At 70.8% G+C, this 26,974-nt stretch carries 31 protein-coding genes and 1 pseudogene; 5 read left to right on the top strand and 27 right to left on the bottom strand.

All coding sequences use genetic code 11. The annotated features are described in order from the left end of the window. Nucleotides 1-37: 37 nt before the first annotated feature. The 8 genes from CF8_RS13590 to rpsB all read right to left on the bottom strand — a co-directional run bounded on the left by CF8_RS13590 (nucleotide 38) and on the right by rpsB (nucleotide 6,142). On the bottom strand, nucleotides 38-397 hold the full coding sequence (locus tag CF8_RS13590) for a hypothetical protein (protein ID WP_010833685.1): 360 nt from the start codon (nucleotides 395-397) through the stop codon (nucleotides 38-40). A 4-nt stretch (nucleotides 398-401) separates the two neighbouring features. Continuing rightward, on the bottom strand, nucleotides 402-917 hold the full coding sequence (locus CF8_RS21070; RefSeq protein WP_010833686.1) for a histidine phosphatase family protein: 516 nt from the start codon (nucleotides 915-917) through the stop codon (nucleotides 402-404). Further along, nucleotides 914-1,693, bottom strand: coding sequence for an SDR family oxidoreductase (locus CF8_RS13600; RefSeq protein WP_010833687.1), 780 nt, complete (start codon nucleotides 1,691-1,693; stop codon nucleotides 914-916). Before CF8_RS13600 ends, CF8_RS21070 begins: the two co-directional genes overlap by 4 nt. Nucleotides 1,694-1,697: 4 nt before the next feature. Then, nucleotides 1,698-2,591, bottom strand: coding sequence for a phosphatidate cytidylyltransferase (locus CF8_RS13605; protein WP_010833688.1), 894 nt, complete (start codon nucleotides 2,589-2,591; stop codon nucleotides 1,698-1,700). 20 nt (nucleotides 2,592-2,611) lie between these two features. After that, a complete protein-coding gene (frr, locus tag CF8_RS13610; RefSeq protein WP_198017033.1) occupies nucleotides 2,612-3,166 on the bottom strand; it encodes a ribosome recycling factor in 555 nt (184 codons plus the stop codon). Nucleotides 3,167-3,241: 75 nt separating this feature from the next. Further along, nucleotides 3,242-3,958 (bottom strand): UMP kinase, encoded by a 717-nt coding sequence (pyrH, locus tag CF8_RS13615; RefSeq protein ID WP_010833690.1) that lies wholly within the window; start codon nucleotides 3,956-3,958, stop codon nucleotides 3,242-3,244. A gap of 153 nt (nucleotides 3,959-4,111) precedes the next feature. Beyond that, nucleotides 4,112-4,924 (bottom strand): translation elongation factor Ts, encoded by an 813-nt coding sequence (gene tsf, locus CF8_RS13620; RefSeq protein WP_010833691.1) that lies wholly within the window; start codon nucleotides 4,922-4,924, stop codon nucleotides 4,112-4,114. A gap of 72 nt (nucleotides 4,925-4,996) precedes the next feature. After that, nucleotides 4,997-6,142 (bottom strand): 30S ribosomal protein S2, sunset domain variant, encoded by a 1,146-nt coding sequence (gene rpsB / locus CF8_RS13625; RefSeq protein ID WP_084622881.1) that lies wholly within the window; start codon nucleotides 6,140-6,142, stop codon nucleotides 4,997-4,999. A 419-nt stretch (nucleotides 6,143-6,561) separates the two neighbouring features. Here rpsB and CF8_RS13630 point away from each other — a divergent pair, with 419 nt between their 5' ends. Then, nucleotides 6,562-7,167: a M23 family metallopeptidase gene (locus tag CF8_RS13630; RefSeq protein ID WP_010833693.1), complete on the top strand. Its 606-nt coding sequence runs from the start codon at nucleotides 6,562-6,564 to the stop codon at nucleotides 7,165-7,167. A gap of 202 nt (nucleotides 7,168-7,369) precedes the next feature. On the opposite strand, the gene CF8_RS13635 is transcribed toward CF8_RS13630, so the two are convergent. The 14 genes and pseudogenes from CF8_RS13635 to CF8_RS13695 all read right to left on the bottom strand — a co-directional run bounded on the left by CF8_RS13635 (nucleotide 7,370) and on the right by CF8_RS13695 (nucleotide 17,624). After that, nucleotides 7,370-8,320, bottom strand: a complete 951-nt coding sequence (locus tag CF8_RS13635; protein WP_010833694.1) for a tyrosine recombinase XerC — start codon at nucleotides 8,318-8,320, stop codon at nucleotides 7,370-7,372. 70 nt (nucleotides 8,321-8,390) lie between these two features. Next, nucleotides 8,391-9,527, bottom strand: a complete 1,137-nt coding sequence (gene dprA, locus CF8_RS13640) for a DNA-processing protein DprA (RefSeq protein WP_010833695.1) — start codon at nucleotides 9,525-9,527, stop codon at nucleotides 8,391-8,393. Then, nucleotides 9,524-11,140: a YifB family Mg chelatase-like AAA ATPase gene (locus CF8_RS13645; protein WP_036493147.1), complete on the bottom strand. Its 1,617-nt coding sequence runs from the start codon at nucleotides 11,138-11,140 to the stop codon at nucleotides 9,524-9,526. The genes dprA and CF8_RS13645 overlap by 4 nt, the downstream gene beginning before the upstream one ends. Next, the gene (locus tag CF8_RS13650; protein ID WP_010833697.1) at nucleotides 11,140-11,523 is read right to left on the bottom strand and encodes a YraN family protein; all 384 of its coding nucleotides are present in this window, start codon (nucleotides 11,521-11,523) and stop codon (nucleotides 11,140-11,142) included. Before CF8_RS13650 ends, CF8_RS13645 begins: the two co-directional genes overlap by 1 nt. A 134-nt stretch (nucleotides 11,524-11,657) precedes the next feature. Continuing rightward, nucleotides 11,658-11,966 (bottom strand): DUF2469 domain-containing protein, encoded by a 309-nt coding sequence (locus CF8_RS13655; protein ID WP_010833698.1) that lies wholly within the window; start codon nucleotides 11,964-11,966, stop codon nucleotides 11,658-11,660. 3 nt (nucleotides 11,967-11,969) lie between these two features. Beyond that, complete coding sequence (locus CF8_RS13660; protein ID WP_010833699.1) at nucleotides 11,970-12,689, bottom strand: ribonuclease HII; 720 nt, start codon at nucleotides 12,687-12,689, stop codon at nucleotides 11,970-11,972. A gap of 10 nt (nucleotides 12,690-12,699) precedes the next feature. Continuing rightward, nucleotides 12,700-13,506 carry a signal peptidase I gene (lepB, locus tag CF8_RS13665; RefSeq protein WP_010833700.1) on the bottom strand — a complete coding sequence of 269 codons (807 nt, stop codon included), beginning with the start codon at nucleotides 13,504-13,506 and terminating at the stop codon, nucleotides 12,700-12,702. Nucleotides 13,507-13,562: 56 nt separating this feature from the next. Then, a complete protein-coding gene (gene rplS, locus CF8_RS13670) occupies nucleotides 13,563-13,913 on the bottom strand; it encodes a 50S ribosomal protein L19 (protein ID WP_010833701.1) in 351 nt (116 codons plus the stop codon). Between the two features lie 214 nt (nucleotides 13,914-14,127). Beyond that, nucleotides 14,128-14,526, bottom strand: a complete 399-nt coding sequence (locus CF8_RS23210) for a GNAT family N-acetyltransferase (RefSeq protein ID WP_232211642.1) — start codon at nucleotides 14,524-14,526, stop codon at nucleotides 14,128-14,130. A 90-nt stretch (nucleotides 14,527-14,616) separates the two neighbouring features. Beyond that, nucleotides 14,617-15,282: pseudogene (trmD, locus tag CF8_RS23215) on the bottom strand (tRNA (guanosine(37)-N1)-methyltransferase TrmD); the annotation flags it as partial. Further along, nucleotides 15,279-15,836 carry a ribosome maturation factor RimM gene (gene rimM, locus CF8_RS13680; RefSeq protein ID WP_010833703.1) on the bottom strand — a complete coding sequence of 186 codons (558 nt, stop codon included), beginning with the start codon at nucleotides 15,834-15,836 and terminating at the stop codon, nucleotides 15,279-15,281. The pseudogene trmD and the gene rimM, both read right to left, overlap by 4 nt. A gap of 182 nt (nucleotides 15,837-16,018) precedes the next feature. Beyond that, nucleotides 16,019-16,261 carry an RNA-binding protein gene (locus CF8_RS13685; RefSeq protein ID WP_010833704.1) on the bottom strand — a complete coding sequence of 81 codons (243 nt, stop codon included), beginning with the start codon at nucleotides 16,259-16,261 and terminating at the stop codon, nucleotides 16,019-16,021. A 5-nt stretch (nucleotides 16,262-16,266) separates the two neighbouring features. Further along, complete coding sequence (gene rpsP / locus CF8_RS13690; protein ID WP_010833705.1) at nucleotides 16,267-16,797, bottom strand: 30S ribosomal protein S16; 531 nt, start codon at nucleotides 16,795-16,797, stop codon at nucleotides 16,267-16,269. Nucleotides 16,798-16,970: 173 nt separating this feature from the next. After that, nucleotides 16,971-17,624: a GNAT family N-acetyltransferase gene (locus tag CF8_RS13695; protein WP_232211513.1), complete on the bottom strand. Its 654-nt coding sequence runs from the start codon at nucleotides 17,622-17,624 to the stop codon at nucleotides 16,971-16,973. A gap of 159 nt (nucleotides 17,625-17,783) precedes the next feature. Between CF8_RS13695 and CF8_RS13700 the strand changes: the two genes are divergently transcribed. Continuing rightward, entirely contained in the window at nucleotides 17,784-18,392 is a 609-nt protein-coding gene (locus CF8_RS13700; RefSeq protein WP_010833707.1) for a hypothetical protein, read from the top strand. A 69-nt stretch (nucleotides 18,393-18,461) separates the two neighbouring features. On the opposite strand, the gene CF8_RS13705 is transcribed toward CF8_RS13700, so the two are convergent. Beyond that, nucleotides 18,462-19,541: an amidohydrolase family protein gene (locus CF8_RS13705; RefSeq protein WP_010833708.1), complete on the bottom strand. Its 1,080-nt coding sequence runs from the start codon at nucleotides 19,539-19,541 to the stop codon at nucleotides 18,462-18,464. 65 nt (nucleotides 19,542-19,606) lie between these two features. On the opposite strand from CF8_RS13705, the gene CF8_RS13710 reads away from it, so the two are divergent. The 3 genes from CF8_RS13710 to CF8_RS13720 all read left to right on the top strand — a co-directional run bounded on the left by CF8_RS13710 (nucleotide 19,607) and on the right by CF8_RS13720 (nucleotide 22,293). Continuing rightward, entirely contained in the window at nucleotides 19,607-20,401 is a 795-nt protein-coding gene (locus CF8_RS13710) for a lysyl oxidase family protein (protein ID WP_051204220.1), read from the top strand. 174 nt (nucleotides 20,402-20,575) lie between these two features. Next, nucleotides 20,576-20,917: a hypothetical protein gene (locus CF8_RS13715; RefSeq protein ID WP_010833710.1), complete on the top strand. Its 342-nt coding sequence runs from the start codon at nucleotides 20,576-20,578 to the stop codon at nucleotides 20,915-20,917. Nucleotides 20,918-21,051: 134 nt separating this feature from the next. Further along, complete coding sequence (locus CF8_RS13720; RefSeq protein ID WP_051204221.1) at nucleotides 21,052-22,293, top strand: MFS transporter; 1,242 nt, start codon at nucleotides 21,052-21,054, stop codon at nucleotides 22,291-22,293. Here CF8_RS13720 and CF8_RS13725 read toward each other — a convergent pair. The 4 genes from CF8_RS13725 to CF8_RS13740 form a co-directional block, all read right to left on the bottom strand. Next, nucleotides 22,270-22,638, bottom strand: a complete 369-nt coding sequence (locus tag CF8_RS13725) for a hypothetical protein (protein ID WP_010833712.1) — start codon at nucleotides 22,636-22,638, stop codon at nucleotides 22,270-22,272. The two genes, CF8_RS13720 and CF8_RS13725, sit on opposite strands and share 24 nt — an antisense overlap. A 49-nt stretch (nucleotides 22,639-22,687) precedes the next feature. Next, a complete protein-coding gene (gene ffh, locus CF8_RS13730) occupies nucleotides 22,688-24,247 on the bottom strand; it encodes a signal recognition particle protein (protein ID WP_010833713.1) in 1,560 nt (519 codons plus the stop codon). 168 nt (nucleotides 24,248-24,415) lie between these two features. Continuing rightward, a complete protein-coding gene (locus tag CF8_RS13735) occupies nucleotides 24,416-26,653 on the bottom strand; it encodes a [protein-PII] uridylyltransferase (protein ID WP_010833714.1) in 2,238 nt (745 codons plus the stop codon). Nucleotides 26,654-26,657: 4 nt separating this feature from the next. Next, nucleotides 26,658-26,974 (bottom strand): P-II family nitrogen regulator (locus CF8_RS13740; RefSeq protein WP_084623109.1); only part of this gene is annotated, 317 nt, incomplete at its 5' end.

Raw genomic sequence — 26,974 nt, forward strand, 5'->3', positions numbered from 1 at the left:
TCCGCGATCCTCCCACCCCGGTGGTGCAAACGGCGACTCAGCGCGCGTCGGCCCGGACCATGAAGTAGAGGACCAGCGACGCCACACCCAGCACGACGGCCGCGGTGATGAGCATCCCGATCACCATGAAGATCCCGAAGCGGCGGGTCTTGCGCTTGGCGAGCAGCGCGATGGGCAGCACCAGCCCGACCAGCAGGAAGGGAAACAGCTTCTCGGCCGTCTCGTCCGGCAGCACCATCCGCAGGATCGCCACGAACCCGCCCGGCAGCGCGGTGACGAAGAGCATCCCGGAGAAGAAGCCGGTGAGGGCCGCGAACGTCGGGTGACTGCGGTGCCACCAGTTGCGCGTCTCGTCGACCGGGTGGTCGGTCTCGGTGGTCGTGTCGGGCGCGCTCATGGCTTCATCGTAGGCGGGTCGGCACCGTGATCAGGTCGGGCATGCCGAGTGACCTCCACCTCACCAGGTCGGGCGGGTTGTCGGTCAGTGCGGCCACGGCCAGCGTCCAGGCCGTGCCGTGTCCGACCAGGACGACGTCGTCGTCGCCGTGGGTGTCGAGGATGCGGCGTACGGCGGGGAGCACCCGCGCACCGAGAGCGGCCAACGGCTCCCAGCCCGGCGCGGCGGGCTGATCGGGCTGTTCGAAGGCTGCTCGCACGCGATCGCCGAAGTCCTCGAACCACCCCGCGGCGCGCTCGTGCTCGCGCAGGTCCTCGATGATCCCGACGTCGCTGTCGGTCAGCAGCTGGGCCGTCTCCTGCGCCTTGGGCTCGGGCGAGCAGAACCACGCCGCCCGGCTCGGCAGCCGCTCCCGCAGCGCCCAGACGTCGTCGAAGCCGGATGGGTCGAGCTCCCACTCGGCGGCGGGCCGCAGCGGGTCGACGAGCGGCCGGCCGTGACGGACGAGATGCAGCGTCACAGGAACTCCCCCGCCCCACGCAGCCGCGTGCTCAGCACCCGGGCGGCCCGGCTCGAGTCGAGGCGTACGTCGATGGGCCCCGCGACACCCGCGGCGGCCCGGCTCGTGGCTCGCAGCGAGGCGGGGTCGAGCCGGTCACGGCGCGCGATCAGGCGACCCAGCTCGAACCGGCTCATCGCCTGGGCGCCCCCGATGTGCAGCACTCCTTGGAGGTGGTTGCCGGCGAGCTCGACGAGGGCGGCCGCCAGGTCGCCGACATGGACGGGGCAGCGCTGCTCGTCATCGAAGAGCGCCCCGTCGGCGCCCGACGCGAGCGCGTGCACGAGTCGTTCGTGCTGCGAGGTCCCGTCGCCGAGGATCAGCGACGTGCGAGCGACCACCACGTCGGGGCACACGGCGAGCGCCACGGTCTCGGCGGCGGCCTTCGCGGCGCCGTACGCCGTGATCGGGTCGGGCGGGGCGGACTCGTCGTAGAGCCCGTCGGCACCGGAGAAGACGACGTCGCTGGAGACGAGGACCAGTCGTGCTCCGTGGCGGGCAGCCGCGGTGGCGACGTGCGCGGCGCCGGTGGCGGTGACGTCCCAGTCCGACTGGACGTAGGCCGTGTGGATGATCGCGTCGGGGCGGTGGTGGCCGACGAGCGCCTCGACGGCGTCGCGATCGCGCAGGTCGGCGTCGTGCGAGCCGACGCCGATGACGTCGTGCTCGCGCGCAGCAGTCGCGACGACGTGGCGCCCGAGATAGCCGGTGCGGCCACCGGTGACGAGGAGTCGCACGGACCTAGAAGACGAGGTAGTGGAGCAGCAGCCAGATCGGGGCGACGGTCGCGAGCAGCGAGTCGAGGCGGTCCATCAGGCCGCCGTGCCCGGGGATGATCTGGCTCATGTCCTTGATGCCGAGGTCGCGCTTCATGACCGACTCGCAGAGGTCGCCCAGGGTCGCCATGACGACGGCGATCAGCCCCAGCAGGACACCCACCCACCAGTCACCGCCCAGGAAGGAGGTCACTAGCCAGACACCGACGGCGACGCACGCGATCAGCGAGCCGGCGAAGCCCTCCCACGACTTCTTCGGGGAGATCACCGGGGCCATCGGGTGCTTGCCGAACAGGACTCCGGCGATGTAGCCGCCGGTGTCGGAAGCGACCGTGATCGCGATGAACGTGACGACCGCGCGCATGCCGATGTCGTCGAAGTCGAAGCCGAACGACGGGTTGGTGCCGCCCTCCGCGAGCAGCAGGGCGACGAACGAGGCCAGGAACGGCACGTAGATCAGCGTGAACACCGACGCTGTCGCGTTCTTGACGTAGCCGTCGACGCCTCGGCGCAGCAGCCAGAGCATCACGATCAACGAGGTCACGGCCGTGGCGGTCACCAGGGCGGGCGCGCCCCAGACGTAGGCGACCACCACCATGACGACCGCGCCGAGCATCAGCGGCTGCTCGGGGATGTCGATGTCCTTGGCGGCCAGCCCCCGGTGCAGCTCCCACACGGCGACCACGACGGCCACCGCCACGATGAGCATGAACGCGGTCTTCCAGAAGAAGAGCGACAGATGGATCGCCGAGACCAGCACGACGCCGGAGATGATGGCGGCGGGCAGGTCACGACCGGCACGGCCGTGGTCCTTCTGGGGCGTCGGCTGGGAGGCGTCCGGCGCGGCGGGAGTCGTCATGATGTGAGGTGGGCTTCGGCTCAGACCTCGAGCAGCTCGGCTTCCTTGTTCTTGAGCATGTCGTCGATCGCATCGGTGTGCTTCTTGGTGATCGAGTCGAGCTTCTTCTCGGCGCCGGTGACGTCGTCCTTGCCGACCTCGCCGTCCTTCTCGAGCTTCTCCAGGCCCTGCTTGGCCGTGCGGCGCACGTTGCGGACCGCGACGCGCCCGTCCTCGGCCTTGCCCTTGGCCATCTTGATGTAGTCCTTGCGGCGCTCCTCGGTCAGCTCCGGGAAGACCGCGCGCAGCACCTTGCCGTCGTTGGACGGGTTGACGCCGAGGTCGGAGTCGCGGATCGCCTTCTCGATGTTGGCCATGGCGCCGATGTCGAAGGGCGCGATCAGGATCGTGCGCGCGTCCTGCGAGGTGAAGGACGCGAGCGCGGACAACGGCGTGGGCGTGCCGTAGTAGTCGGCGACGATCTTGGCGAACATGCTCGGGTTGACCCGGCCGGCGCGGATCGCCGCGAACTCCTCGCGGGTCGACTCGACCGACTTGGACATCTTGTCGTCGGCCTCGTTGAGGACTTCGTTGATCACGGCTGCTCCTAGTTGCAGATGGCGGCGTACTGCCAACGGTGCTTGCTGATGGGTCTGGATCGTGGGGCCGGATCAGCCGTCGCGGCTGACCAGCGTGCCAATCTTCTCACCTCGGACGATGCGCAGGATCGCACCCTCGTCCTCGGCGCCGAAGACGACCAGCGGCATGTCGTTCTCCATGCACAGCGCGAACGCGGTGGCGTCGGCGATCTTGATGCCCTGCTGGAGGGCGTCCTGGAAGCTCAGCGTGTCGTACTTCGTGGCGGTCGGGTCCTTCTTGGGGTCGGCGCTGTAGACGCCGTCGACACCCTGCTTGGCCATCAGGACGACGTCGCAGCGGGTCTCGAGTGCCCGCTGGGCCGCGACCGTGTCGGTGGAGAAGAAGGGCATGCCGGCGCCGGCACCGAAGATGACCACGCGGCCCTTCTCGAGGTGGCGCATGGCGCGGCGCGGGATGTAGGGCTCGGCGACCTGACCCATCGTGATGGCGGTCTGGACACGGGTCTCGATGCCTTCCTTCTCCAGGAAGTCCTGCAGCGCCAGGCAGTTCATGACCGTGCCGAGCATGCCCATGTAGTCGGCTCGCGAGCGGTCCATGCCGCGCTGCTGCATCTCGGCGCCACGGAAGAAGTTGCCGCCGCCGACGACGATCGCGACGTCCACGCCCTCACGGACGACGGTCGCGATCTCGTGGGCCACCTTGGACACGACATCGGGGTCCACCCCGACCTTGCCGCCACCGAAGACCTCACCGGAAAGCTTGATCAGGACACGGTTGTAGGCGGTCACTCAGGAACCCTTTCGAAGGTGTTGTCGATGCCCGAGCAACCTACTCGACCCGGGCAACGCGGGTCGACTCGGCAGCGGCTGCGGGGCACAAATGCCGGAGGGGCCGTACGCCGCGGCGTACGACCCCTCCGGATCAGTCTGTGAGGCTGGCGATCAGGCGCCGACCTCGAAGCGCGCGAAGCGCTTGACGGTGGTGCCGGCCTCGTCGAGGACGGTCTTGACCGACTTCTTGGCCTCGGAGACCGACTCCTGCTCGAGCAGGACGATCTCCTTGTAGAACCCACCGAGGCGACCCTCGACGATCTTGGCGATCGCCTGCTCGGGCTTGCCCTCCTCGCGGGTCTTCTGCTCGGCGATGGAGCGCTCGCTCTCGACGACGTCCGCGGGGACCTCGTCGCGGGTGAGGTACTGGGCCTTCATCGCGGCGACCTGCATCGCGGCGGCGCGGGCAGCACCGGCGTCGCCCTCGAACTCGACGAGCACGCCGACGGCGGGCGGCAGGTCAGCCGAACGCTTGTGCATGTAGACGACGGTCTCGCCGTCGAAGTAGGCGACCTGACCGAGCTCGATCTTCTCGCCGATGGTGATGGCGAGCTCCCCGACGACCTCGCCGACGGTCTTGCCGTCGAGCTCGACCGCCTTGAGGGTCTCCAGGTCGCCGGCCTTGGCGGCGTCGGCCGCGTCGGCGATGCGCTGGGCCACGGCGACGAAGTCGTCACCCTTGGCCACGAAGTCGGTCTCGCACTTGAGCTCGACCAGCGCGCCACCGGAGGTGGCGACGAGACCGGCGGAGGCCTCGCGCTCGGCGGCGCGGTTGGCGGCCTTGGCGGCACCCTTGACGCGCAGCAGCTCGACAGCCTTGTCGAAGTCACCGTCCGCCTCGGTCAGCGCCTTCTTGCAGTCCATCATCCCGGCCTGCGTCAGCTCACGGAGCTTCTTGACGTCGGCAGCGGTGAAGTCAGCCATGATCCCTCATCCTTCAGTTCGTGTGTGGTGAGCTGAAGCGGGCCGCGAGTCTCCTCGCGGCCCGCCAGCCGATCAGTCGTTCTTGTGCTCGGCGTTGACGAAGCCGGCGGCCTCGGCAGCCTCGGCGGTCTTGAACCAGACCTCGGCCTTGGTGCGGCCGTACCAGGGGCTGGTGGGCGCGTGGAACTTCATCGAGTCCTTGTTGCCCTTGATGTCGAAGCCCTCGGGAGCCGAACCGTCCTCGTTGGCGGGCGCCGAACCGGCGAACTCACCCTCGGCCGGGACATCCGCGAGCGGCTTGACCTCGGCAGCGGCCTCGTCGGCGGCGGGCGCCTCGACGACGGCCTCGGCGGCAGCAGCAGCGGCGGGAGCCTCGACAGCGGCACCGGTCGACTCGGCGGCGGGCGCCTCGGTCGTGGCGTCGCCACCGGTGGCCTCGACGGCAACCTTCTCGGCGTCACCCTCGAGGAGCTCGCGCTCCCACTCGGCGAGCGGCTCGGCGGCGGTGGCGTCGGTGGCCTTCGGACCGGAGCGGGCGATGAGGCCCTCGGCGACGGCGTCGGCGACCACGCGGGTCAGCAGGCCGACGGCGCGGATCGCGTCGTCGTTGCCCGGGATCGGGAAGTCGACCAGGTCGGGGTCGCAGTTGGAGTCGAGGATGCCGATGATCGGGATCCGCAGCTTGCGGGCCTCCTCGACGGCGAGGTGCTCCTTGTTGGTGTCGACGATCCACACGGCGGAGGGGACCTTGGTCATCTCGCGGATGCCGCCGAGGGTCTTCTCGAGCTTGGTGTGCTCCCGCTTCATCTGCAGGAGCTCCTTCTTCGTGCGACCCGAGCCCGCGACGGTGTCGAAGTCGACGTCGTCGAGCTCCTTGAGGCGGTTGATGCGCTGGTGCACGGTCTGGAAGTTGGTGAGCATGCCGCCGAGCCAACGCTGGTTGACGTAGGGCATCCCGACGCGCGTCGCCTGCTCGGCGATGGCCTCCTGGGCCTGCTTCTTGGTGCCGACGAACATCACGACACCGCCCTTGGCGACGGTCTCCTTGACGAAGGCGTAGGACCGGTCGATGTAGGCCAGCGACTGCTGCAGGTCGATGATGTAGATGCCGTTGCGCTCGGTCATGATGAAGCGCTTCATCTTGGGGTTCCAACGACGGGTCTGGTGACCGAAGTGGACGCCGCTCTCGAGCAGCTGGCGCATGGTGACGACTGCCATGTGATTCTCCTGTGTGATGGAGGCGCTCACCCGGTGTGCGCGACCTTGATGCAGGCCGAGCCGGGGATCGGATCTCCGAAGTGGTTTTCAGTTGCTTGCGCCCGACGGGTGTCGGTCGCCCTGACGCTCGCGCGCGATCCGATCCGGCTCGAATTCGAGCCGGAACTGAGGATCGGCGCCCACGGGTGGTCGGCCTCCAGGGAAAGAGGCCGTCGCGGTCTGCGAGCGTGCGAAGTCAGCCCGGGTCGATCTGGGTAGTGCTGGGCTGCTTCGCGAATCGTAGGCCACCCGCCCGTCGGCGTGCCAATCGAGCCTCGACCGGGCCCCGAACCGTCCACAGGCCCCTCGTCGGACGTCGTGTCCACAGGGTACGTCGCAGCGCGCGTGCCGCACCGTCGCGTGGGCGCGACGCTGGGTCGATGAAGCCGTTGCGCTGTCTCCTCCCGGTCGTGCTCGCCCTGCTGCTCGCCCTCGTCTGCGGCCCGGCCTCCGCCCTCCCCCGCCCGCCCGAGCCGGATCCGGTCGGCATCTGGCCGCTGAGTCCCGAGCCCGACGTGATGCACGGCTTCGACCCGCCCGACGACCCCTGGGGCTCGGGCCACCGAGGTGTGGACCTCGCCGGCACGGTGGGCCAGTCAGTGCTGAGCGCGATGGCCGGCCAGGTCGCCTTCGTGGGCAAGATCGCCGGCAAGCCCGTGGTCACGATCACCCACGGCGACACCCGCACGACCTACGAACCCGTCTCCTCCTCGCTCGAGGTCGGCGCCGTCGTGGCCGCGGGCGACCGCATCGGCTCGCTGAGCCTGCCGTTCAGCCACTGCTTCCCCCGCGCCTGCCTGCACTGGGGCTGGCTGCGCGGCGAGACCTACCTCGACCCGCTGGGCCTCGTCAGCGACGGCCGCGTGCGACTGCTGCCGCTGTGGCGCGAGTCGCCGATCGACCACGGAGCGACGGCGGCACAGTGGCGACCACCACCCCTGCCGTACGCCGCCTGGTATCCCCCGCTCCGGGCCCACCTCCCCTGACGACCGAGCCCTGACGACCGAGCCCTGGGTGACCCGACGCCGCGGTGAGTGAGCAACATTTCCCGGGGCGCGAATGTGGCTCACCCACCTGCCTGCCCGCGTGTCCTCGCAACTCGCCGACGCAGCGGTGGTCCAGCCACATTTCCGGCGCTCTGAATGTGGCTCAATCACCGCCGCCGAGGGGGCGGAGGCGGAGGTCCGCTCAGGCGCGCGGGTGGGCCTGGCGGTAGGCCTGCCGCAGCCGGTCGGTGGTGACGTGGGTGTAGAGCTGCGTCGTGGCCAGCGAGGCGTGGCCGAGCAGCTCCTGGACCGAGCGCAGGTCGGCCCCGCCCTCGAGGAGATGGGTGGCGGCGGTGTGGCGCAGGCCGTGCGGGCCCATGTCGGGCGCGCCGGGCACCTCGGCGATCCGGCGGTGCACCAGCTCACGCACGGCACGCGGGTCGATCCGGCGACCACGGGCGCCGAGGAAGAGGGCCGCGCCAGCACCCTCGACCCGGATGGCCGGACGGCCCAGGGTGAGCCAGCGGTCGACGGCCCGAGCAGCCGGCTGGCCGTAGGGAACCGAGCGCTCCTTGCGACCCTTGCCGAAGACCCGCACGACTCGCCGCTGGGTGTCGAGGTCGTCGATGTCGAGGCCGACCAGTTCTCCCACGCGGATACCGGTGGCATAGAGCAGCTCGAGCATCGCGACGTCACGCAGGCCGATGGGCGAACCGTCGTCGGCCCGCTCGGCGGCGGCCCGGATCAGGTCGGCGGCCTCGTCGGCGCGGAGCACCGGAGGCAGGGTCTTGTGCTTCTTCGGCGAGCCCAGCGAGGCCCCGGCATCCGACGGAGCCCGGCCCGTGCGGGCCAGCCACGCCGTGAACACCCGAGCGGCCGTGGCCCGACGGGCGATCGTCGTTCGCGACTTGCCCATGGACTGCTGCTTGGCCAGCCAGCTGCGCAAAGTGCGCAGGTCCAGCTCGCCGACGTCGACCAGCCCGAGCCGGGTGGCGTGGTCGAGCAGGCTGACGAGGTCACCGAGGTAGGCCCGGACCGTGTGCGGGGTCAGGTCGCGTTCGGAGGTGAGGTGCCGCTCGTAGTCGGCCAGGATCTTCGCCATCGACTCCGGGAGCTCGGCGTCGCGCGCCTCCACGTCTGCGTCGGTCGCCATCCTGCGATCGTAGGACGGCCTGGGCGGCGGACGCCGGAGCCACGACGGGAGGGTGGGGACCGTCGACCGGTCATCGGCCACCTCCGCCACGTCCGCCCCCTGCGACCAGCCGCCAGCCGTCGACGGCCAGGTGGACCAGGCCGGCCTCGGTCAGCTCCACCAGCACCCGGTCGGCCTCCTGCACACCGACGCCCGCGATGCTGCTGATCGACTCGGTGCTGGCCCCCCGCGCGACCGGCACCGCGTCGAGCACCCGCACCTGGCGCAGCGAGAACCCGTCATGGGCGCGCTCCGGCCCGCGCGGGACGGCCATCAGGTGCTCCCCCGAGCCGCCGACGAGCTCCAGCACCTCGGCCCCGCTCGTCACCAGCGCGGCCGAGCCCTTGCGGATCCACTCGTGCACGCCCTGGGACGTCGCGCTGGTGACCGGCCCGGGGACGCCCATCAGCACCCGGCTCAGCTGATCGTTCCAGTGGGCGGTGTTGAGGGCGCCGCTGCGCAGCGCCGCCTCGACCAGCACCGTGCCGCGGCTCAGCGCCGCGATCAGCCGGTTGCGGGACAGGAAGCGCACCTTGGTCGGCGCGGAGCCCGGCGGCGCCTCCGAGACCACGGCGTGACGCTGGGCGATGTGGTCGATGAGCTCGCGGTGGGCAGCGGGATAGGCACGATCGGCGCCGCAGGCGAGCACAGCGACCGTCGCTCCTCCGGCAGCGAGCGCGCCCCGGTGGCCGGCCTGGTCGATGCCGAACGCTGCCCCGGAGACCACCGGCCGGCCCGCGCGGGCAGCCGAGGCGGCCACGTCCGTGGCGACGTCGAAGCCGTAGGACGTCGCCGACCGCGACCCCACCACGGCGACGGACTCGCTCAGGTCGGTCAGCCGCATGGGACCGCGGACCCACAGACCCACGGGCACGCCCCCGAGCCCCTGCACCCGCTGGCCGTGCGCCAGGTCGTCGAGCTGGCTCGGCCACTCGTCGTCGGCCGGCGTGACGAACCGGACGCGCTGGCGATCGGCCACGGCCAGCACGCGCTCCGGGTCGACCGTCCGCAGCCTTGCGACCAGCTCGGGTCGCTCGTCGCCGTCCAGCAGCTCCTCGACCGTCCTGGCGGCACCGACGCTCGACACGCTGTCCGAGACGGCGCCGTCACCCGGCTCGATCGCGAGACTGAGCCGGACCCGGGCGATCAGCTCCTGCGCGGCGCTCACGACGCCAGCTCCATGAACGACATCGCCTCGAGGTTGATCGGCCCGCTGCCGCGCAGGGCGAGCGCCGTCTCGACATCCTGCTCCAGCGGCACCTCCCGCCCGGCCAGGTCGGCCACCGAGAGCGCCACCCGGTGCACGCGGGTCATGCCGCGGCGGGTGAGCCGCCCCTGGGACATCGCGTCGTCGAGCAGCACCTGCCCCTCGTCGGGGAGCGGCCAGTGCTCGGCGAGCACCGGCCCGGGGACGGCCGAGTTGAGGGCGAACCCGAGCCCGGCATAGCGGACAGCCTGGCGAGAGCGGGCAGCCGAGACCATCGAGCGGAGCTCCGCCGAGGTGCGGCGATGGGCGAACGGATCTCGACCGCGATGGCCGGCCATGGGCTGAAGCTCGCGCCAGATGTCGATGCGGTCGATGATCGGGCCGCTCAGCTTGCGCTGGTAGTTGCGGCGGACCGCGTCAAGGCAGTCGCACGTCAGGACGGAACCCTGGGCGTGGAAGTTGCCGCACGGGCACGGGTTGGCGGCGAGAACCACCATCCCCCGGGCGGGATAGGTCGCGGACTCCTCACCGCGGGCGATCGACACCTCTCCCGCCTCCAGCGGCTGCCGCAGGGCGTCGATCACGTCGGCGCGGAACAACGGGAACTCGTCGAGGAAGAGCACACCGTGGTGGGCGAGGCTCACCTCGCCGGGCCGGGCGCGGCCGGTGCCGCCGCCCAGGATGCTGGCCCGGCTGGCGTCGTGGTGGGGCGCGAAGAACGGCGGCCGCGTCACCAGCGAGTCGAGGGTGCCCACGAGCGAGTGGACCGCGGTCACCTCGAGGGACTGCTCCAGGGTGAGGTCGGGCAGGATCGTCGGGATCCGCTCGGCGACCGTCGTCTTGCCGGCGCCGCGCGGACCGCTGAGCATGATGTGGTGACCGCCGGCGGCCGCCACCGTGACGGCGCAGATCACCTCCTGCATGCCCTCGACCTCGGACATGTCGACCTCGTCGCGGAGGTCCTGGCCGCGCCACGACAGCAGCCTCGCCGACGTCGTGCCCTCCACGGGCGGCGCGGCCGGCACGTCCTCGCCCCGCAGCTCGGCGACCACCTGGGCCAGGGAGCGCATCCCGAAGACCGTCATCCCCGGCACCATCATCGCCTCCTGCGCCTGCGGCTCGGGGACGAAGACGCGGTGGATGCCGCGCGCCCTCGCGGCCAGCACCATCGGCAGCACCCCGGTCACCGGACGCAGGTTGCCCGACAGCGTGAGCTCGCCGATGAACGCGGTGTCCTCGAGGGCGGCCTGCTCGATGCGGTGGTCGGGAGCTCCGTCCTTCGGACGCGTCCGGTCGGCGGCCTTCACCGCCACCGCGATCGCCAGGTCGAAGTGGGTGCCGCTCTTGGGCAGGTCGGCCGGCGCCAGCAGGATCGTCACCCTCCTGCTCGCCGGCCACGACGGGACGGCGTTGTTGATCGCCATCCGCACCCGGTCGCGCGCCTCCTGGATGGCCTTGTCGGGCCGGCCCACCAGGAAGGTGCCCGGGGTGCCGGCCGAGATGTCGACCTGGACGTCGATGAGGTGTCCCTCGGTGCCCGCGAGGGCGATGCAGCGAGCGGTGGCCAGTGTCATCAGCACAACCCCCGGACGTGCTCGAGCTCCGGCTCGCCGGTCCGCGGACGCAGCACCGCGACGAGGTCGAGACGGATGTCGTCGGGGTGGGCGTCGTGGACGCTCAGCCAGCAGGCCGCGAGCCGGCGCAGGCGCTCGACCTTGCTCCGGCGGATCGACTCGTGGGGGGTGCCGTAGTCGTTGGAGCTGCGCGTCTTGACCTCGCAGATCACCAGCGTGCGCCCCTCCCGCAGCACCAGGTCGATCTCGCCCTGGGGGCAGCGCCAGTTGTGGTCGAGCAGCACCATGCCCTGGCGCGTCAGGAAGAGGGCGGCCAGCCGTTCGCCGTACGCCCCGAGCGCCTGGTTGTGGGTGAGCTGCGGCGGACTGCCTGCGGTGTCCATGGGTGACCTCCTCGATCGGAGGTCACAGCACACCGGCTGCCACGGACAACCGCGCGCCCGACCGGGACCGGGCTGTGGACGACGCAGCGCGGCACCCGGCTGTGGACGGATTGCGGCCCGTCCCGGGCACCGGATCAGTCCTTGGGAGGCTCGATCTCCTGCTCGCTGAGCTCCTCGACGTTGACGTCCTTGAACGTCAGCACCTTGACGTTCTTGGCGAACCGGGCCGGGCGGTACATGTCCCAGACCCAGGCGTCGGTCATCGAGACCTCGAAGAAGACGTCACCGTTCTCCGTGCGGGCCCGCACGTCCACCTGGTTGCACAGGTAGAACCGGCGGTCGGTCTCCACGACGTACTTGAAGATGGTGACGACGTCGCGGTACTCCCGGTAGAGGGTGAGCTCCATCTCGGTCTCGTACTTCTCGAGCTCCTCGGCGCTCATGCCTCACTCCTCCTCGTACGACGCAGCGTCGTGGTGCTCATTCTGCACATCCAACGGCGGCTCGAGCCCCGCGGCCCGCCGCACGTTGACGAACCGCATGCGGTGCACGGGCGACGGGCCGTGCTCGTCGAGCGCGACCGAGTGCACGTCGGTGATGTAGCCCTTGTGGGTCTTGAAGTCATAGACGGGGTACGTCGAGTCGAGCTCGACCATCATCCGGTCCCGTGTCACCTTGGCGAGGACCGACGCGGCGGCGATGCACGCGGCGACCCGGTCGCCCTTCCAGACGGCCAGCCCGGGCACCTCGAGCCCGTCTACGGGGAACCCGTCGGTGAGGACGTAGGACGGGCGCTCCTCGAGCAGTGCGACGGCGCGACGCAGCGCCTCGACGTTGGCGACGTGCATGCCGAGGCGGTCGCACTCCTCGGAGTCGATGACCACGACCGACCATGCGACGGCGCGTCGCACGACCTGGGCGTAGACGCGCTCGCGGGCCTTCTCGGTGAGCAGCTTGGAGTCGGCCAGCCCCGGCACGATCCCCGCCCTGCCCGGCGGCAGGATGCAGGCACCGGCCACGAGCGGGCCGGCGCACGCGCCCCGACCGGCCTCGTCGACGCCGGCGATGGGCTCGATCCCGACCCGGCGCAGCGCGCGCTCGTAGCCGTAGAGGCCGGCGTCGCGGCGAACGGTGGCGCCGACGGGGAGGTGCGTGAGGGAGGTCATGGCAGGCGGATCAGGACGCGGCGGGGATGTCCTCGAACGTGTCCGGACGCGCCACCCAGTCGAAGCGCTCGCGCGGCCACATCAGCACGAAGACCCGGCCGACGACGAGGTCGACCGGCACGAACTCGGGTCCGGAGACGCAGTCGGTCTCGGCAGCGGGCTTGCACATGTGCTGGCTGGAGTCGGCCGAGTGGCCCCGATTGTCGCCCATCACGAACACCCGCCCCTCCGGCACCGGCCCGGCGGTCCAGTCGGTCGAGCACTGGTTGACCATCGGGCCGTTGCACTTGGTGCCCTTGTCGTCCTGGACGTAGGTCTCCTCGTCGAGGGGCTTGCCGTTGACCAGGATCCGCCCCTTCTCGTCGCAGCACTCGATGACGTCGCCGGCGACGCCGATGACGCGCTTCACGAGGTGGCCACCGGAGGGGTAGAGGCCGATCTTGGCCATCACCTTGGGCAGCGTCCCGGACGGTCCGGCGGACTCGGCGGCGTTCAGCCAGCCGCCCGGGTCCTTGAAGACCACGACGTCACCGCGCTGCGGCTCGCCGCCGCCCCAGTAGGAGACCTTCTGGACGAGGATCCGGTCGTCGCGCACGAGACCGGGCTCCATCGACTCCGAGGGGATGTAGAACGCCTGGAGGAAGAGCGCCTTGATCGCGATCGCCAGCACCAGCGCGACCGCCAGCAGCAGGATCGTCTCCTGCCAGAGCGGGAGGTGGTGGCGATCGGACCCCTTCTCGCCGTCCTGGGAAGACGACGACCGCGACCCCTCCGGCTGGGTGTCAGACGGGGGAAGGCCGCGGTCGTGTGAAGTCACTTGCAGAGACTATCCAGTGTCCGGTCGATCTCCGGACACGAGGCGCAGGGGCGAGCTCAGAACTCGCGGCGCTCCTTGATCTTGGCAGCCTTGCCGCGCAGGTTGCGCAGGTAGTAGAGCTTGGCGCGACGCACGTCACCGCGGGTGACGATCTCGACCTTCTCGAAGATCGGGGAGTGCAGCGGGAAGGTGCGCTCGACGCCGACACCGAAGGTGACCTTGCGGACGGTGAAGGTGCGGCCGATGCCCGAGCCGTGGATCCGGATGACGACACCCTGGAACTGCTGGACACGCGAGCGGCTGCCCTCGATGACCTTCACGTGGACGTTGATGGTGTCACCGGCGCGGAAGGCCGGGACGTCGGTGCGAAGGTTGTTGCTGACGAGCTCGTTGAGCACGTTGGTCATGATGACTCCTCACGATTGCCACAGGTCAGCCGCGGAATAGTTGTGCGGATCGGTGCGGTCCAGCCTGCGTGGCCGGCGGCGTCGTACACCCCCTGTGGCAGGTGATCGTCGCGAACTCCCCCGCTCGTGTTCTCCGGGGCGAGAAGTTTGGCCGACTGGACCAAGGAGCGAGTCTGCCAGATCGGGGCAACGTCGGCGAAATCAGCAGCGTGGATCAGCGCCGTCTGGTCAGCACCACGGCACCGGGCTCCCCGGCGAGCGGGCCCCGCAGGCGGTAGCCCGCCTTCTTGTACATCCGGATGTTGTCCAGGCTCCCCGCGCCCGTGAACAGGACGTACGTCGACACGCCGGCCGGCGCCGCCGCCTCGATGCGCTCCAGCATGTCCCGCCCGAGCCCCTGCCCCTGCAGGTCGGGGGCCACCATCAGCCGGCCGACGTCCCAGGCGCCGGCGTGGTTGCCGTGCGTCTCCACCCGGCCGCGGGCCGCCGCGACCAGCCGGCCACCTCGGCGGCGGACGATGACCGTCCACTGGCCCAGCCATCGGCGTACGTCCTCGAGCGTCTCGTGGAGGGCGGGGATCCGGACATCGGGGTTGGCCTGCTGCTCGGCCACCCAGCAGGCGAGCTGCAGGGTGAGGATCTCGCCCGCGTCGGCCGGGGTGGCGAGGCGGACCTCGTCGTCGCCGACGGTGGTGGCGGCGACCAGGTCGGGCCGGCGCTCGGCGGTGCGCCGCACCGCCTGCTCGCGCCGCCAGCGGGCGATCTTGCCGTGGTCGCCGGAGAGCAGCACGTCAGGCACGTCGTGGCCGCGCCAGGAGGCGGGCTTGGTGTAGACGGGGTATTCGAGCAGGCCGTCCTCGTGGGACTCCTCGACCAGCGACTCGGCGTTGCCCATGAAACCGGGGATGAGGCGCACGACGGCCTCGGTGATCGCGAGCGCGGCCACCTCTCCCCCGTTGAGGACGTAGTCGCCGAGCGAGATCTCGCGGACGGTACCGATCGTCGCGGCGTGCTCGATCACGCGCTGGTCGATGCCCTCGTAGCGGCCGCAGGCGAAGACGAGGTGCTCGTGCGCGGACAGCTCGCGGGCCACGGCCTGGGTGAAGGGCTGTCCGCTGGGCGTCGTGAAGATGATCGTCGCGCCGGTGGCGACCTCGTCGAGGGCCGCGCCCCACGGCTCGGGCTTCATCACCATGCCGGCGCCACCGCCGTAGGGCGTGTCGTCGGTGGTGTGGTGCTTGTCGGTCGTCCAGTCGCGCAGGTCGTGCACGGCGATGTCGAGCAGGCCCTTGGCGCGAGCCTTGCCGGGCAGGCTCAGCTCGAGGGGCGCGAGGTAGTCGGGGAAGATCGAGAGGATGTCGATCTTCACTCGTCGACCTTGTCGTCGGGGAAGGGCGTGACGAGGCCGGGGCGGTCCGCGATCACGACCCGGCCGGCGGCGACGTCGACCTCCGGCACCAGTGCGGCGACGAACGGGACGAGGGTGTCGCGCCCGTCGAGGGTGCGGACGGTGAGCAGGTCCTGGGCCGAGCCGTGCACGACGGCGGTCAGCTGTCCGAGGTGCGTGCCGCTCTCGTCGTACGCCGCCAGGCCGATCAGCTGGTGGTCGTAGAACTCCTCCGGGTCGACCGGGGCGTCCTCGGGGCCGAGCGTGGCGTGCAGGACGATGCCGCGCGCCGCCTCGGCCGCGTCGCGGCCCTCGATCTCCTCGAAGGTCAGGAGCAGGACCTGCTGGTGCCAGCGGGACCGGGCGACGGTGAGGCTGCGGATCGCGCTGGCCGAGCCCTGCGGGGGCTGGGCGCGCAGGGCCTGGCCGGGAGCGAACCGGCGCTCCGGCTCGTCGGTGCGCACGTCGATGGTGACCTCACCGCGCAGACCGTGCGGCTTGCCGATACGACCGACGACGACCTCGATGCTGTCCACGGGCGAAAGGGTATCGGCGGCCGGTCGGTTCCCCCGCATATGCGGGGGAAACGAACGTTCCAGGGGGTTGTAACACCCAGGAACCTTCCACTCCCCCGCATATGCGGGGGATCAGAGGACTCCAGGAACGACGAAACGGGCGCCACCCCGAAGGGTGACGCCCGTTGCAGTTCGACGTGAGATCAGCGTCGGCGGTCGACGTCCACGAAGTCGACCCGCGCCCCACCGCGGCCCGCGAGGGCCGAGACGACGGTGCGGAACGCCGTGGCCGTGCGGCCGTTGCGACCGATCACCTTGCCGAGGTCGTCGGGGTGGACCCGGACCTCGAGGATGGCGCCACGACGCAGCTGCTTGTCGCGGACCGAGACATCGTCCGGGTTGTCGACGACACCCCGGACGAGGTGCTCGAGAGCTTCGGCGAGCACTCGGCTCAGCTCTCGCTCTTGCCGGCGTCCTCGGCCGTGACGGTCTCGGCCGCCTCGGCCGCGTCAGCCGCGCCCTCGGGGGTCTCGTCCGCGGGCACCGGAGCGGGGGTGGCCTCGGCGGCGGCCGGAGCAGCCTCCTCGGTCTTCTTCTCGGTCTTCTTCTTCGCGGTCACCGCGGCGGCCTTCGGCTCGCTCGAGGCCTCCTTGAGGGCCTCGTTGAAGATCTCGAGCTTGTCGCGCTTCGGCTCCTTGACCTTGAGCGTGCCCTCGGTGCCCGGCAGGCCCTTGAACTTCTGCCAGTCACCGGTGATCTTCAGGAGGACCTCGACGGCCTCGGTCGGCTGCGCGCCGACACCGAGCCAGTACTGCGCCCGGTCGGAGACGATGTCGATGTACGACGGGTCTTCCTTGGGGTGGTACTTGCCGATCTCCTCGAGCACTCGACCATCGCGCTTCTTGCGCGAGTCGACGACGACGACGCGGTACTGCGGGACCCGGATCTTGCCCAGGCGCTTCAAACGGATCTTGACGGCCACGTTTGTGGTGTCTCCTCAGAAATTGTGGTGTGTGAACGACCCCCGCCAGGTGGGGACCGGGTCGGGTCATCCGATGGGGCGCCGCGACGGCCGGGTGAGAGGGCCCTGCCATTGCTGCGACTCAGCGCGCGATTCTGCCACGTCCTGCTGGCTTCTGAACAATCCGGTGCGGATCAGTCCGCGACCCCGATCAGGCGCCGCACGGGCTCGGCGCCCGACACCTCGACCGGGACGTCGGGCCGCACCAGGTCGCCGGGGCCCAGGGAGAGCATCGTCATCTCCGCGAGCTCGCCGCGCCGCTCGTAGCGCTCGGTGCCGTTGACGCGGTAGCCGACCTTGCGACTGACCGCCAACGAGGCGGGGTTGTCGACGAAGGCACCGGACGTGATCTCGGTGAAGCCGAGGTGGTCGAAGAGCAGCACGCACATGGCCTGGCGCATCAGCGTTCCGAGGCCGCGCCCCTGGTGCTCGGCACCGAGCCACGACCCGGTCTCCCCCGTACGGCGAACGACGAAGTTGCTCGTGGTCACCCCCTGGACCCCGACCAGCTCGCCCCGCCACCACACGCCGAGGTTGAGCACCCACGACGCCGGCGAGAAGTCGGCGCGGGTGCGCCAGTGGTACTGCGCGAAGTTGAGCGGCAGCTCCTCGGGCGCGACGTCCGTCCACGGGAACGAGAACGGCATCCGGTCGGGCGCGTGGATGCCGCGAGCAGCCAGCGCCCCCAGCGTCACGAGGTCGTCGTCGCTGATGCCGCGCAGCTCCAGGTCACCGGCACTCACGCGCAGGTCGAGGACCGGGAAGACCTGGCCGATGGGTGTCGTCACGCAGCCAGCCTCGCGGAGCATGTTCACGGGCGGCAACTCCTTTCCACCCCCCAGGAGGGTGGGGACGAGCATCGTCGCGGTTGTCCCGTGGCAGACCGCAAGGCAGACTTCCGAACGGAAATGCATGACGCACGGATACCTACCCCCCGAGGAGATCCCATGATCCGCACCCGACGCCTCACCGCGACCCTGGTCGCGACGGCTGCCCTCGCCGTCCCGACCGCGGCGCTCCCGACGGCGGTCGCCGCCGACGGTCACGCGACCACGGCCAGTGACGCCAAGGCAGCACCCAAGGCCCAGACCAAGCAGCTGCTCAAGGACATCGCCGGCAAGGACAAGCGCCTGGCCCGCTTGGCCGAGAGCAACGCCGTCGCCGGCCTCGCCGACGACACCGAGGGTGCGCTCGTCGCCAACCTCGGCGCCGCACAGGAGGATCTGGCCGGGATCAAGACCTCGGTCGAGGCCGCCGACACGACGTTCGACACCCGCGCGGCCCGCAAGGAGCTGCGCTCCTTCCGCGTGGTGAACTTCCGCCTGGCGCTCAACGTGCTCAAGCAGGCGGAGGGCCTCGCCGAGGCCGCGGCCGCCGACCCGGAGGCCGTCGAGCACCTCGCCCTCGCCGAGGAGGCCGCGCTGGCCATCACCGCGACCAGCACCAAGGCCGACATCAAGGCTGCTCGCGCGCACCTCCAGGAGGCCCGCGCCGAGCTCGAGCCCACCGAGGACACCGAGCCCACAGAGGAGCCCGCTCCCTCCCCGGCGGCCTGACCCGGACGCAGAGCACGAAGGGCGGTCACCCCGTGGGGGTGACCGCCCTTCGCCGTACCTGGGGACCCGTCAGCCGCCGGCCACCACGCGTCCGCGGAGCACGACGGTGGTCGGTTCGTGGAGCACGGTCAGGTCGAGGAGCGGGTCGCGCGGATAGACCACGAAGTCGGCCGGAGCACCCTCGGTGAGGGTGGCGTTCCAGCCGAGCCACTCGCGGGCCCGCCACGACGCGGCACCGAGCGCGTAGTCGGCCGACATGCCCAGCTCGTGCATGGCCAGCACCTCGCCGGCGATGTTGCCGTGGCGGCTCACTCCCCCGCCGTCCGACCCTGCGTAGAGGGCGACGCCGAGCTCGTGGGCGGCCATGATCGTCTCGCGCTGGCGGGCGTGCAGGTCGGTCATGTGGTCGGAGTACTGCGGGAACTTGTCGCGGCCCGCATCGGCGTACTGCGGGAACTTGGCGATCTGCATGACGGTCGGCACCAGGGCGATGCCGCGTGCTGCCATCGTCTCCGCGAGGTCGGTCGACAGGCCGGTGCCGTGCTCGATGCAATCGATGCCAGCCTCGATCAGCACCGGCAGCACCGCCTCGCCGAAGCAGTGGGCGGTCACCTTGGCGCCGTGCTGGTGGGCGGCGGCGATCGCCTCGGCGAAGTCGGCGGCCGGGAAGGACGGGGCGAGGTCGCCGGTGTCGCGCGAGATCCAGTCGCCGACGAGCTTGACCCAGCCGTCGCCGCGCTGCGCCTCCTGCACGACGGTCTCGACCAGGGTCGGCGGCTCCACCTCGTGGGCGTAGTTGCGGATGTAGCGCTTGGTGCGGGCGATGTGGCGCCCGGCGCGGATCAGCCTCGGCAGGTCGTCGCGGTCGTGGATCCACGACGTGTCCGCCGCCGACCCGCAGTCGCGGATCAGCAGGGCGCCGGCGTCGCGGTCCTCGATCGCCTGCGCCTCGGCCTCGGCGTCGGAGATCGCCCCGTGGTCGTCGAGGCCGATGTGGCAGTGCGCGTCGACCAGGCCGGGCACGATCCAGCCCTGCGCCGCCGTGTCGGCGCCTGCCTGCGGCTCGTAGGTGACGGTGTCGCCGACGACGTAGAGGTCGCGGACCTCGCCGTCGGGAAGGACGGGACCGGTGAACTTCAGCGCGCGCATACCCAAACCCAATCACGTCCGTCGATCCACCCGCGAGGGCCGAGCCGATGTGCCACGATCCCGGCATGCCGCCCGCGGGGAGTCGCATCACCCGGCAGCTCGCTGCCCTCAGCGTCGTTGCCCTGCTCTCCGGCTGTGGCGGTGACGCCGAAGCCAGGTGGGCCGAGGAGCCCGTCGGCTCCGCGCTCCTGCCCGACTTCGCGCCCGTCCCCCCGTCCGACATCCACACCAAGCAGATCGAGGGTGCGTGGACGGTCGAGTTCAGCTCGACCCTGGTCAACGTGGGCGAGGGCGACTTCCACGCGACGGCCGACAAGCAGCTGGACGACTCCTGGGTCCTGACCCAGGACATCGAGTACGACGGTGGCGGAGCCGAGCACGTCACCACCGACGCACAGGCGGTCTGGGGCGGCGACGGCCACGAGCACTGGCACGTCGAGCGCTACGTCGTCTACCACCTGTTCGCCCTCGACGAGGCCGGGGAGGTCACGGGGCCGGCACGCACCGACCACAAGGTCGGATTCTGCATCTACGACTTCGAGCGAGCCGAGGTCGACCTCGGCTCGGACGAGCCGACCTACGACCGCAAGGGTTGCGGCGAGGAGGACTCGACCCACCTCGTGATGGGACTGAGCCCCGGCTGGGCCGACCACTACAACTGGGACCTGCCCGGGCAGAGCATCGAGATCGACGGGCTCGCCGACGGCGACTACCGCATCTTCGCGGTCGCCGACGAGGGGACCGTGTTCCGCGAGGAGACCACCGAGAACAACGAGACCTGGGTCGACTTCACCTTGTCGAGCGACCCGCAGGGGAACCGGTACGCCCTGCTCGGGGACGTCGGCCCCTCGCCCGCGTGAACTGGTCCAGACCACTCGCGGGGCCCGTTCGTCAATATTGGGCTAGTTGTCCCCCGCCACACCTCGACCGCGCGGCCTCGTCACGACAGTGGGGCGTCCTACCGGAGGCCGCTGGCCGACGACGCGGTCACGGTGGCCGTATGTCGCCCGCGGTCCAACAGACAGGGGAACAGCATGAAGCACAAGAAGATCCTGGTCGCCGTGGCAACCACGGCGATGATCGGCCTCGCGTCACCCGCGATCGCCGCCGACCTCGCCAACGGCAACGGCCAGACCTGCGGGGACGGGGTCGGGGTGTGGCACTTCGTGAACAACCAGACGCACGGCGCTGCCAGCGGCCTCCTCACCGCGACCTTCACCGACGGGGTGCACTCGATGGTCGCGCCCAGCAAGAACACCGGGTCGACGCAGCACTTCTACGTGGAGTCGACCGGCATGCTGGTCTCCGCGAGCACCAACCTGCCCGGCAGGCTCGTGCTCTCGGACTTCAGCTGCGAGGACAGCAAGAAGAAGTGAGCTGACGACCACCGGGGACTCGTCGCACGGACCGGACCGGTCGGCCTACAGCCACCGGCCCACGCCCGCGCGTCGAGTCCCCGGCCGTCAAAAGCTGAGGCGTCGTGAGGGATCCGGCGCCTACTGTGTCGCCGGTGAGCCTGCGCGAACACGCCTCCCCGCTGCGCGTGGCCAACTTCCGCTACTTCTTCCTCGGCGAGATCGTCAACACCGCCGGCTCCTCGATGTCGGGGATCGCGCTCGCCTTCGCGGTGCTGGACATCGACGACTCCGCCACCTCCCTGGGCCTGGTCGCGGCGGCCTCGACGGTGCCCATGGTCGCGTTCATGCTCATCGGCGGCGCCCTGGCGGACCGGCTGCCCCGGGCAGCGGTCCTGCGCGGGTGCAACCTGATCCAGGGAACCGTCCAGGCGATCACCGCGACCCTGGTGCTCACCGACCGGGCCGAGGTGTGGCACCTCGTCGCACTCTCGTTCGTGAGCGGGACGGTGTTCGCGGTCAGCTATCCGGCGTTCCACGGGATGGTGCCGATCCTGCTGCCTCCCGAGGAGCGCAAGTCGGGCTTCCTGCTGATCGGCCAGTCCGACGCGCTGCTGCGGATCGGTGGCCCCGTGCTGTCCGGCATCTTGGTCGCCACCGTCGGACCGGGCTGGGCGTTGGCGATCGACGCGGCGACGTACGTCGTGGCAGCGGTGTTCCTGAGCCTGGTCCGGCTGCCGTTCGGCGAACGGCCCGAGCGTCGGACCAGCGTCATCGGCGACTTCGTCGTCGGGTGGTCCTTCGCCCGCCAGCTCGGCTGGGTGATCCCGGCCTCGTGCTGCGCACTCGTGTTCAACGCCCTGATCAGCGGCTCGATCTACGTCCTCGGCCCCGTGGTCGCCGACGACACGATCGGCAGCCAGGGCTGGGGCCTTGCGGTGTCCGGCCAGGCGGTCGGACTCTTCGTCGGGACCCTCGTCCTGGTGCGGATCACCATCCGTCGACCGATGTGGGTGATCATGATCGGCTTCGCCGTGATGTCCACCCCGATGCTGCTCCTCGGGACCTGGGTCAACACCGCCGCGCTCGCCGTGGCCTTCTTCATCGCCGGCGCCGCGCTCAGCGCCCTCGGGCTGGCCTGGAACCTGACGGTCCAGGAGAAGGTCCCCGAGCACATGCTGTCGCGGATCATGGCGATCGACGGGTTCTTCTCCTTCGTCGCGATGCCGATCGGACAGGTGCTGGTCGGCCCGTTGTCGAGCCAGTTCGGCATCCGTGGCGTCGAGCTCGGCAGCGTCGCGCTGTGCATCCTGGTCATGCTCGTCGGCCTGTCCGTCCCGGCCATCAGGAACCTGCGCCTCGAGGGCCCGCGATCAGATCTGGTCGAGCAACCATGACGGGCTCATCGCCCGGGCGCCGAGTCCCTCGCAGCGCCCCCGCAACACGTGGTCGGCGCTGATCAGCACGACGCTGTCGCCCTTGTCACGGGCCGCGGCGACCTCGGCGATGATCGCGCTGTCGCCGTCGCGGGGCGCGTGCACGGTGCGCACGTGCTGGTCGCGCCCGGGTCGCACACCCGCCTTCGCACCGCCCTCGAGCACCAGCACGATGGCGTCGTACGACGTGTCCCCCACGAGCAGGCGCTCGTGCAGCCGGCGTGCGGCGCCGGCGCGGTCCTTCCACCAGCCGTCGGGGACCGAGCCGACCACGTTGGCCGCGTCGACGACCAACACGGACGTCATGAGCAGTGGTCGTTCGAACGACCAGTTCCCATGACGTCAGCGCGACCGGTCACTTGAGGAACTTGGAGAAGTCCTTGGGCAGGTCGAGCGCGGCCGCTGCCTTCTCGTAGTCGATGTCCTCGCCGGCGTTGCCGAAGGGGTTGGCGGCCTTCTCGGCTGCGGCGGCCTTGGCTGTGGCCGCCTCCTGCGCTGCCTTGGCGGGGTTGCCCGAAGAACGCTTGCCCTTCTTCTTCGGCGCCTGCTTGCCGCGCTTGCCGGCGCCGACAACGCCCGCACCAGGCATGCCGGGCATACCGGGCATGCCGCCGCCGCCCATCATCTGCTTCATCATCTTCTTCGCCTCGAAGAAGCGGTCGACGAGCTGGTTGACGTCGGAGACCTGGCGGCCCGAGCCCTTGGCGATGCGGGAGCGGCGCGAGCCGTCGATCAGCTTGGGGTTGTCACGCTCGGCCGGCGTCATCGACTGGATGATCGCCTGGATCCGGTCGATCTCCTTCTCGTCGAAGTTCTCGAGCTGCTCGCGGAACTGGCCCATCCCGGGCAGCATGCCCATGATCTTCGACATCGAGCCCAGCTTGCGCAGCTGCTGCATCTGCTTGAGGAAGTCGTCGAGGGTGAAGTCGCCGGTCTGGAGCAGCTTCTCCGCGGCCTGGCGCGACTCCTTCTCGTCGAAGGTCTTCTCGGCCTGCTCGATCAGGGTGAGCATGTCGCCCATGTCGAGGATGCGCGAGGCCATGCGGTCGGGGTGGAAGAGGTCGAAGTCGGTCATCTTCTCGCCGTTGGAGGCGAACATGACCGGTTTGCCGGTGATCGAGGCGATCGAGAGCGCCGCACCACCGCGGGCGTCACCGTCGAGCTTGGTGAGCACGACGCCGTCGTAGCCGACGCCGTCGAGGAACAGCTGGGCGGTGGTGACCGCGTCCTGGCCGATCATCGCGTCGACGACGAAGAGCACCTCGTCGGGCTGCACGGCGTCGCGGATCTCGGCGGCCTGCTTCATCAGCTCCGCGTCGACACCGAGGCGACCGGCGGTGTCGATGATGACGACGTCGTGCAGCTTGCGCTTGGCGTGCTCGATCGACTCGCGGGCCACCCAGACGGGGTCGCCGACGCCGTTGCCGGGAGCGGGCGCGAAGACGGGCACGCCGACTCGCTCGCCGTTGACCTCGAGCTGCTGGACGGCGTTGGGGCGCTGCAGGTCGGCCGCCACCAGGATCGGGGTCTTGCCCTGCTCCTTGAGCCAGAGCGCGAGCTTCGCGGCGAGGGTCGTCTTGCCGGCACCCTGGAGGCCGGCGAGCATGATGACGGTGGGCCCGGTCTTGGCGTAGCGCAGGCGACGCGTCTCGCCACCGAGGATGGTGACGAGCTCCTCGTTGACGATCTTGATGATCTGCTGGGCGGGGTTGAGCGCTCCGCTGACCTCTTCGCTGCGGGCACGCTCCTTGACGGCGCCGACGAACTCCTTGACCACCGGCAGCGCGACATCGGCCTCGAGCAGCGCGATCCGGATCTCACGCGCGGTCGCGTCGATGTCGGCCTCGGACAGCTTGCCCTTGCCGCGCAGGTGCTTGAAGGTGTCGGCGAGCCGGTCGGAGAGAGTGGCGAACACGTGTGGTCAGTCCTCGGGGTCGTTCACGGGTGGTACGGCGGGTGGCGAGGGGGTCCCCGCGCGATCGGCCAAGCCTAACCGTCGGTCGAGGGGATCTCGCGAACGACCACTGCAGGGGTCCCGAACGCGTGCTGCCCGCTGCCCTGCGCTGCCATGGCCGCGATGGTGTCAGGCCTCGACGGTGCCGAGGAGTGCGGCACGCACGTGGTGGGCCGCGTCCGCCGCCCGTTGCTCGGAGAGGGCGCCGGCATCGCGCTCCTGGACGTAGAACACGTCCACGGCCTGCGGTCCGAGCGTGGACACGTGGGCCGAGCGCACCGACAGGTCGAGTCCGGCCAGCGCGTGGCACACCAGCCACACGACGCCGGGACGATCGTCCATCCGCACCTCGAGCACGGTCGCGCGATGCGACGCGTCGGCCCTGACGACCACGACCGGTGCCAGCCTGGTCGGCACCGGTCGGCTGAGGCGCGAGACCGCGTCCACGCGTCCCTCGCTGATCGCCACCAACCGGGTGCGCAGGACCGCCGGGTCGAGGTCGGGGTCGGCCACCTCCCACACCGAGACCCCCACCTCCAGGCCGTCGTCCTCCTGGGACCAGGCGCGCGCCGAGCGGACGGTCGCACGCTGAAGCGCGAGCGCGGCCGCGGCGTCCGCCAGCAGGCCCACCCTGTCGGGGGCGAGCACCGTCACCCGGGCTCCCGCCTGGTCGGCCTCGACGAGGACGGACACTCCCCCGCGGCGTACGGCATCAGGCACCGGCACGTCGCCGTCGGAGGCGTCGGCGGGCGGCGGCTCACCACCGGCCGACACCAGCGCGTGCCGGGACAGGCGGTCGATGAGACCGGCACGCCAGGTGGACCACGCCTTCGGGGAGGCAGCGCGCGAGTCGGCCTCGGTCAGCGACCGCAGCAGGCCCAGCGCCTCCCCACCGGAGACCTTGGCCAGCAGCGCCTCGACGGTCGCCGGGTCGTCGGGATCGCGGGACGTGGCGATCTCCGAGAGCAGGAGGTGGTGCCGCACGAGCAGGGCGATGAGGTCGACGGCGGCGGCGTCGAAGCCCATGCGCGTGGCGATGGCCCGGGCGATCGGCTCACCCGCCACGGAGTGCTCGGTCAGCTCGCCCTTGCCGATGTCGTGCAGCAGCGCAGCGACGAGCAGCACGTCGGGGCGAGCGACGTGGCGGATCAGCGTGGACGCCTCGATGCAGGTCTCGATGACATGACGGTCGACGGTGAAGCGGTGGATCGGCGAGGCGTGGGGCAGCGTGCGGATCCGCTCCCACTCGGGCAGGAAGCCCGTCAGCGCGCCGGTCTCCTCCAGCGTCTCCCAGACCGGCAGCAGTCCGGGACCACTGGCGAGCAGGCTGACCAGTGCGTCACGGGCCTCCTCGGGCCACGGATCCGGGAGCGGCGGGCAGTCGCGCACGAGCCGAGCGGCCGTGGCCGGCGCCAGCACGACGTCGCGCTCGGCCGCCTCGGCCGCTGCGCGCAGCAGCATCACCGGGTCCCGGTCGGGGCGGGCCTTGGCGTCCAGCACGACCTCGCCGCGCGACAGCGCGATGCCCGGAGCGATCGGCTGCAGGGAGGGCCGCCGGGCGCCGGTCACCGAGGTCGGGCGATCGAGCACGTCCTCGACGCGGCGCCAGGTGAGGCGGGAGAGGTGACTGAGCCGACGGCCGATCTCGCGCACGTGCCGCTGCGCCGCCTCGGCGTCGGGCAGCCCGAGGCGGACGGCGAGCGGTGCCCACAGCTCCGGAGCGACGCGGTCGCTGGGCCGCCCGGTCTCGTCGTGCAGCAGGTCGCGGAAGTCGAGCAGCGCCTGCCGGGACGTCTCGAGCTCGGGGCTGCTCGCATCGACCAGCCAGGTCACCTCGAGCGCCCGGAGCACGGTGGCATCGCGCAACCCGCCCTCGGCCTCCTTGATGTCGGGGACCGACACGTGGGCGAGCTCGCCGACCGTCTGGTGCCGCTTGGCCACGAGGTCGCGCAGCGCTGGCAGCCGCTCACGGGCCTGGCGACGCCAAGCCGCGAGCATCGTCGTGCGCAGCCGCAACGTCAGGTTGGGGTCGCCGGCGAGGTGGCGGATGTCGAGCAGTCCGAGCGCGACCTTGAGGTCCTCCTGCGCCGCCGCGGTCATCTCCGAGAGCGAGCGCACCGAGTGGTCGAGCCGCGACCCGGAGTCCCAGAGCGGATACCAGACCTGCTCCGCGACCTCCCCGAGCTCGACTGCGTCGTCGTGCACGAGCACGACGTCCAGGTCGGACTGGGGCGCGAGCTCACCTCGGCCGAAACCGCCCGCCGCGATCAGGGCGACACCGGTCTCGGGACCACCCGCCTTGTCGTACGCCGCTCGGCAGAGCTCGTCGGCAGCAGCCGTTCGCGCGGAGCGCTCGATGGCCGTCATCAGGTCAGATCGCGCCCTCGTCGCGCTCACCGGTGCGGACCCGCACGACGGACTCGACGGGGGCCACCCAGACCTTGCCGTCGCCGATGCGACCGGTCTGCGCGGACGAGACGATCGTCGAGACCACGTCGTCGGCATCGGCGTCGTCCACGACGATCTCGATGCGGATCTTGGGCACCAGGGCGATGTCGTACTCCGCACCGCGGTAGACCTCGGTGTGCCCCTTCTGCCGGCCGTAGCCGCTGACCTCGGAGACGGTCATCCCGGTGACGCCGACGGTCTCGAGAGCGGCGCGGACGTCCTCCCACTTGTGGGGCTTGA

This window comes from Nocardioides sp. CF8, assembly GCF_000389985.1.
Lineage (GTDB): Bacteria > Actinomycetota > Actinomycetes > Propionibacteriales > Nocardioidaceae > Nocardioides > Nocardioides allogilvus.

Coding starts and splice junctions, on each gene's coding strand:
- CF8_RS13590 (WP_010833685.1), bottom strand. CDS start 397: ATGAGCGCGCCCGACACGACCACCGAGACCGACCACCCGGTCGACGAG.
- CF8_RS13605 (WP_010833688.1), bottom strand. CDS start 2,591: ATGACGACTCCCGCCGCGCCGGACGCCTCCCAGCCGACGCCCCAGAAG.
- tsf (WP_010833691.1), bottom strand. CDS start 4,924: ATGGCTGACTTCACCGCTGCCGACGTCAAGAAGCTCCGTGAGCTGACG.
- rpsB (WP_084622881.1), bottom strand. CDS start 6,142: ATGGCAGTCGTCACCATGCGCCAGCTGCTCGAGAGCGGCGTCCACTTC.
- CF8_RS13630 (WP_010833693.1), top strand. CDS start 6,562: ATGAAGCCGTTGCGCTGTCTCCTCCCGGTCGTGCTCGCCCTGCTGCTC.
- CF8_RS13635 (WP_010833694.1), bottom strand. CDS start 8,320: ATGGCGACCGACGCAGACGTGGAGGCGCGCGACGCCGAGCTCCCGGAG.
- CF8_RS13645 (WP_036493147.1), bottom strand. CDS start 11,140: ATGACACTGGCCACCGCTCGCTGCATCGCCCTCGCGGGCACCGAGGGA.
- CF8_RS13650 (WP_010833697.1), bottom strand. CDS start 11,523: ATGGACACCGCAGGCAGTCCGCCGCAGCTCACCCACAACCAGGCGCTC.
- CF8_RS13655 (WP_010833698.1), bottom strand. CDS start 11,966: ATGAGCGCCGAGGAGCTCGAGAAGTACGAGACCGAGATGGAGCTCACC.
- CF8_RS13660 (WP_010833699.1), bottom strand. CDS start 12,689: ATGACCTCCCTCACGCACCTCCCCGTCGGCGCCACCGTTCGCCGCGAC.
- rplS (WP_010833701.1), bottom strand. CDS start 13,913: ATGACCAACGTGCTCAACGAGCTCGTCAGCAACAACCTTCGCACCGAC.
- CF8_RS13700 (WP_010833707.1), top strand. CDS start 17,784: ATGATCCGCACCCGACGCCTCACCGCGACCCTGGTCGCGACGGCTGCC.
- CF8_RS13705 (WP_010833708.1), bottom strand. CDS start 19,541: ATGCGCGCGCTGAAGTTCACCGGTCCCGTCCTTCCCGACGGCGAGGTC.
- CF8_RS13710 (WP_051204220.1), top strand. CDS start 19,607: ATGCCGCCCGCGGGGAGTCGCATCACCCGGCAGCTCGCTGCCCTCAGC.
- CF8_RS13715 (WP_010833710.1), top strand. CDS start 20,576: ATGAAGCACAAGAAGATCCTGGTCGCCGTGGCAACCACGGCGATGATC.
- CF8_RS13725 (WP_010833712.1), bottom strand. CDS start 22,638: ATGACGTCCGTGTTGGTCGTCGACGCGGCCAACGTGGTCGGCTCGGTC.
- CF8_RS13735 (WP_010833714.1), bottom strand. CDS start 26,653: ATGACGGCCATCGAGCGCTCCGCGCGAACGGCTGCTGCCGACGAGCTC.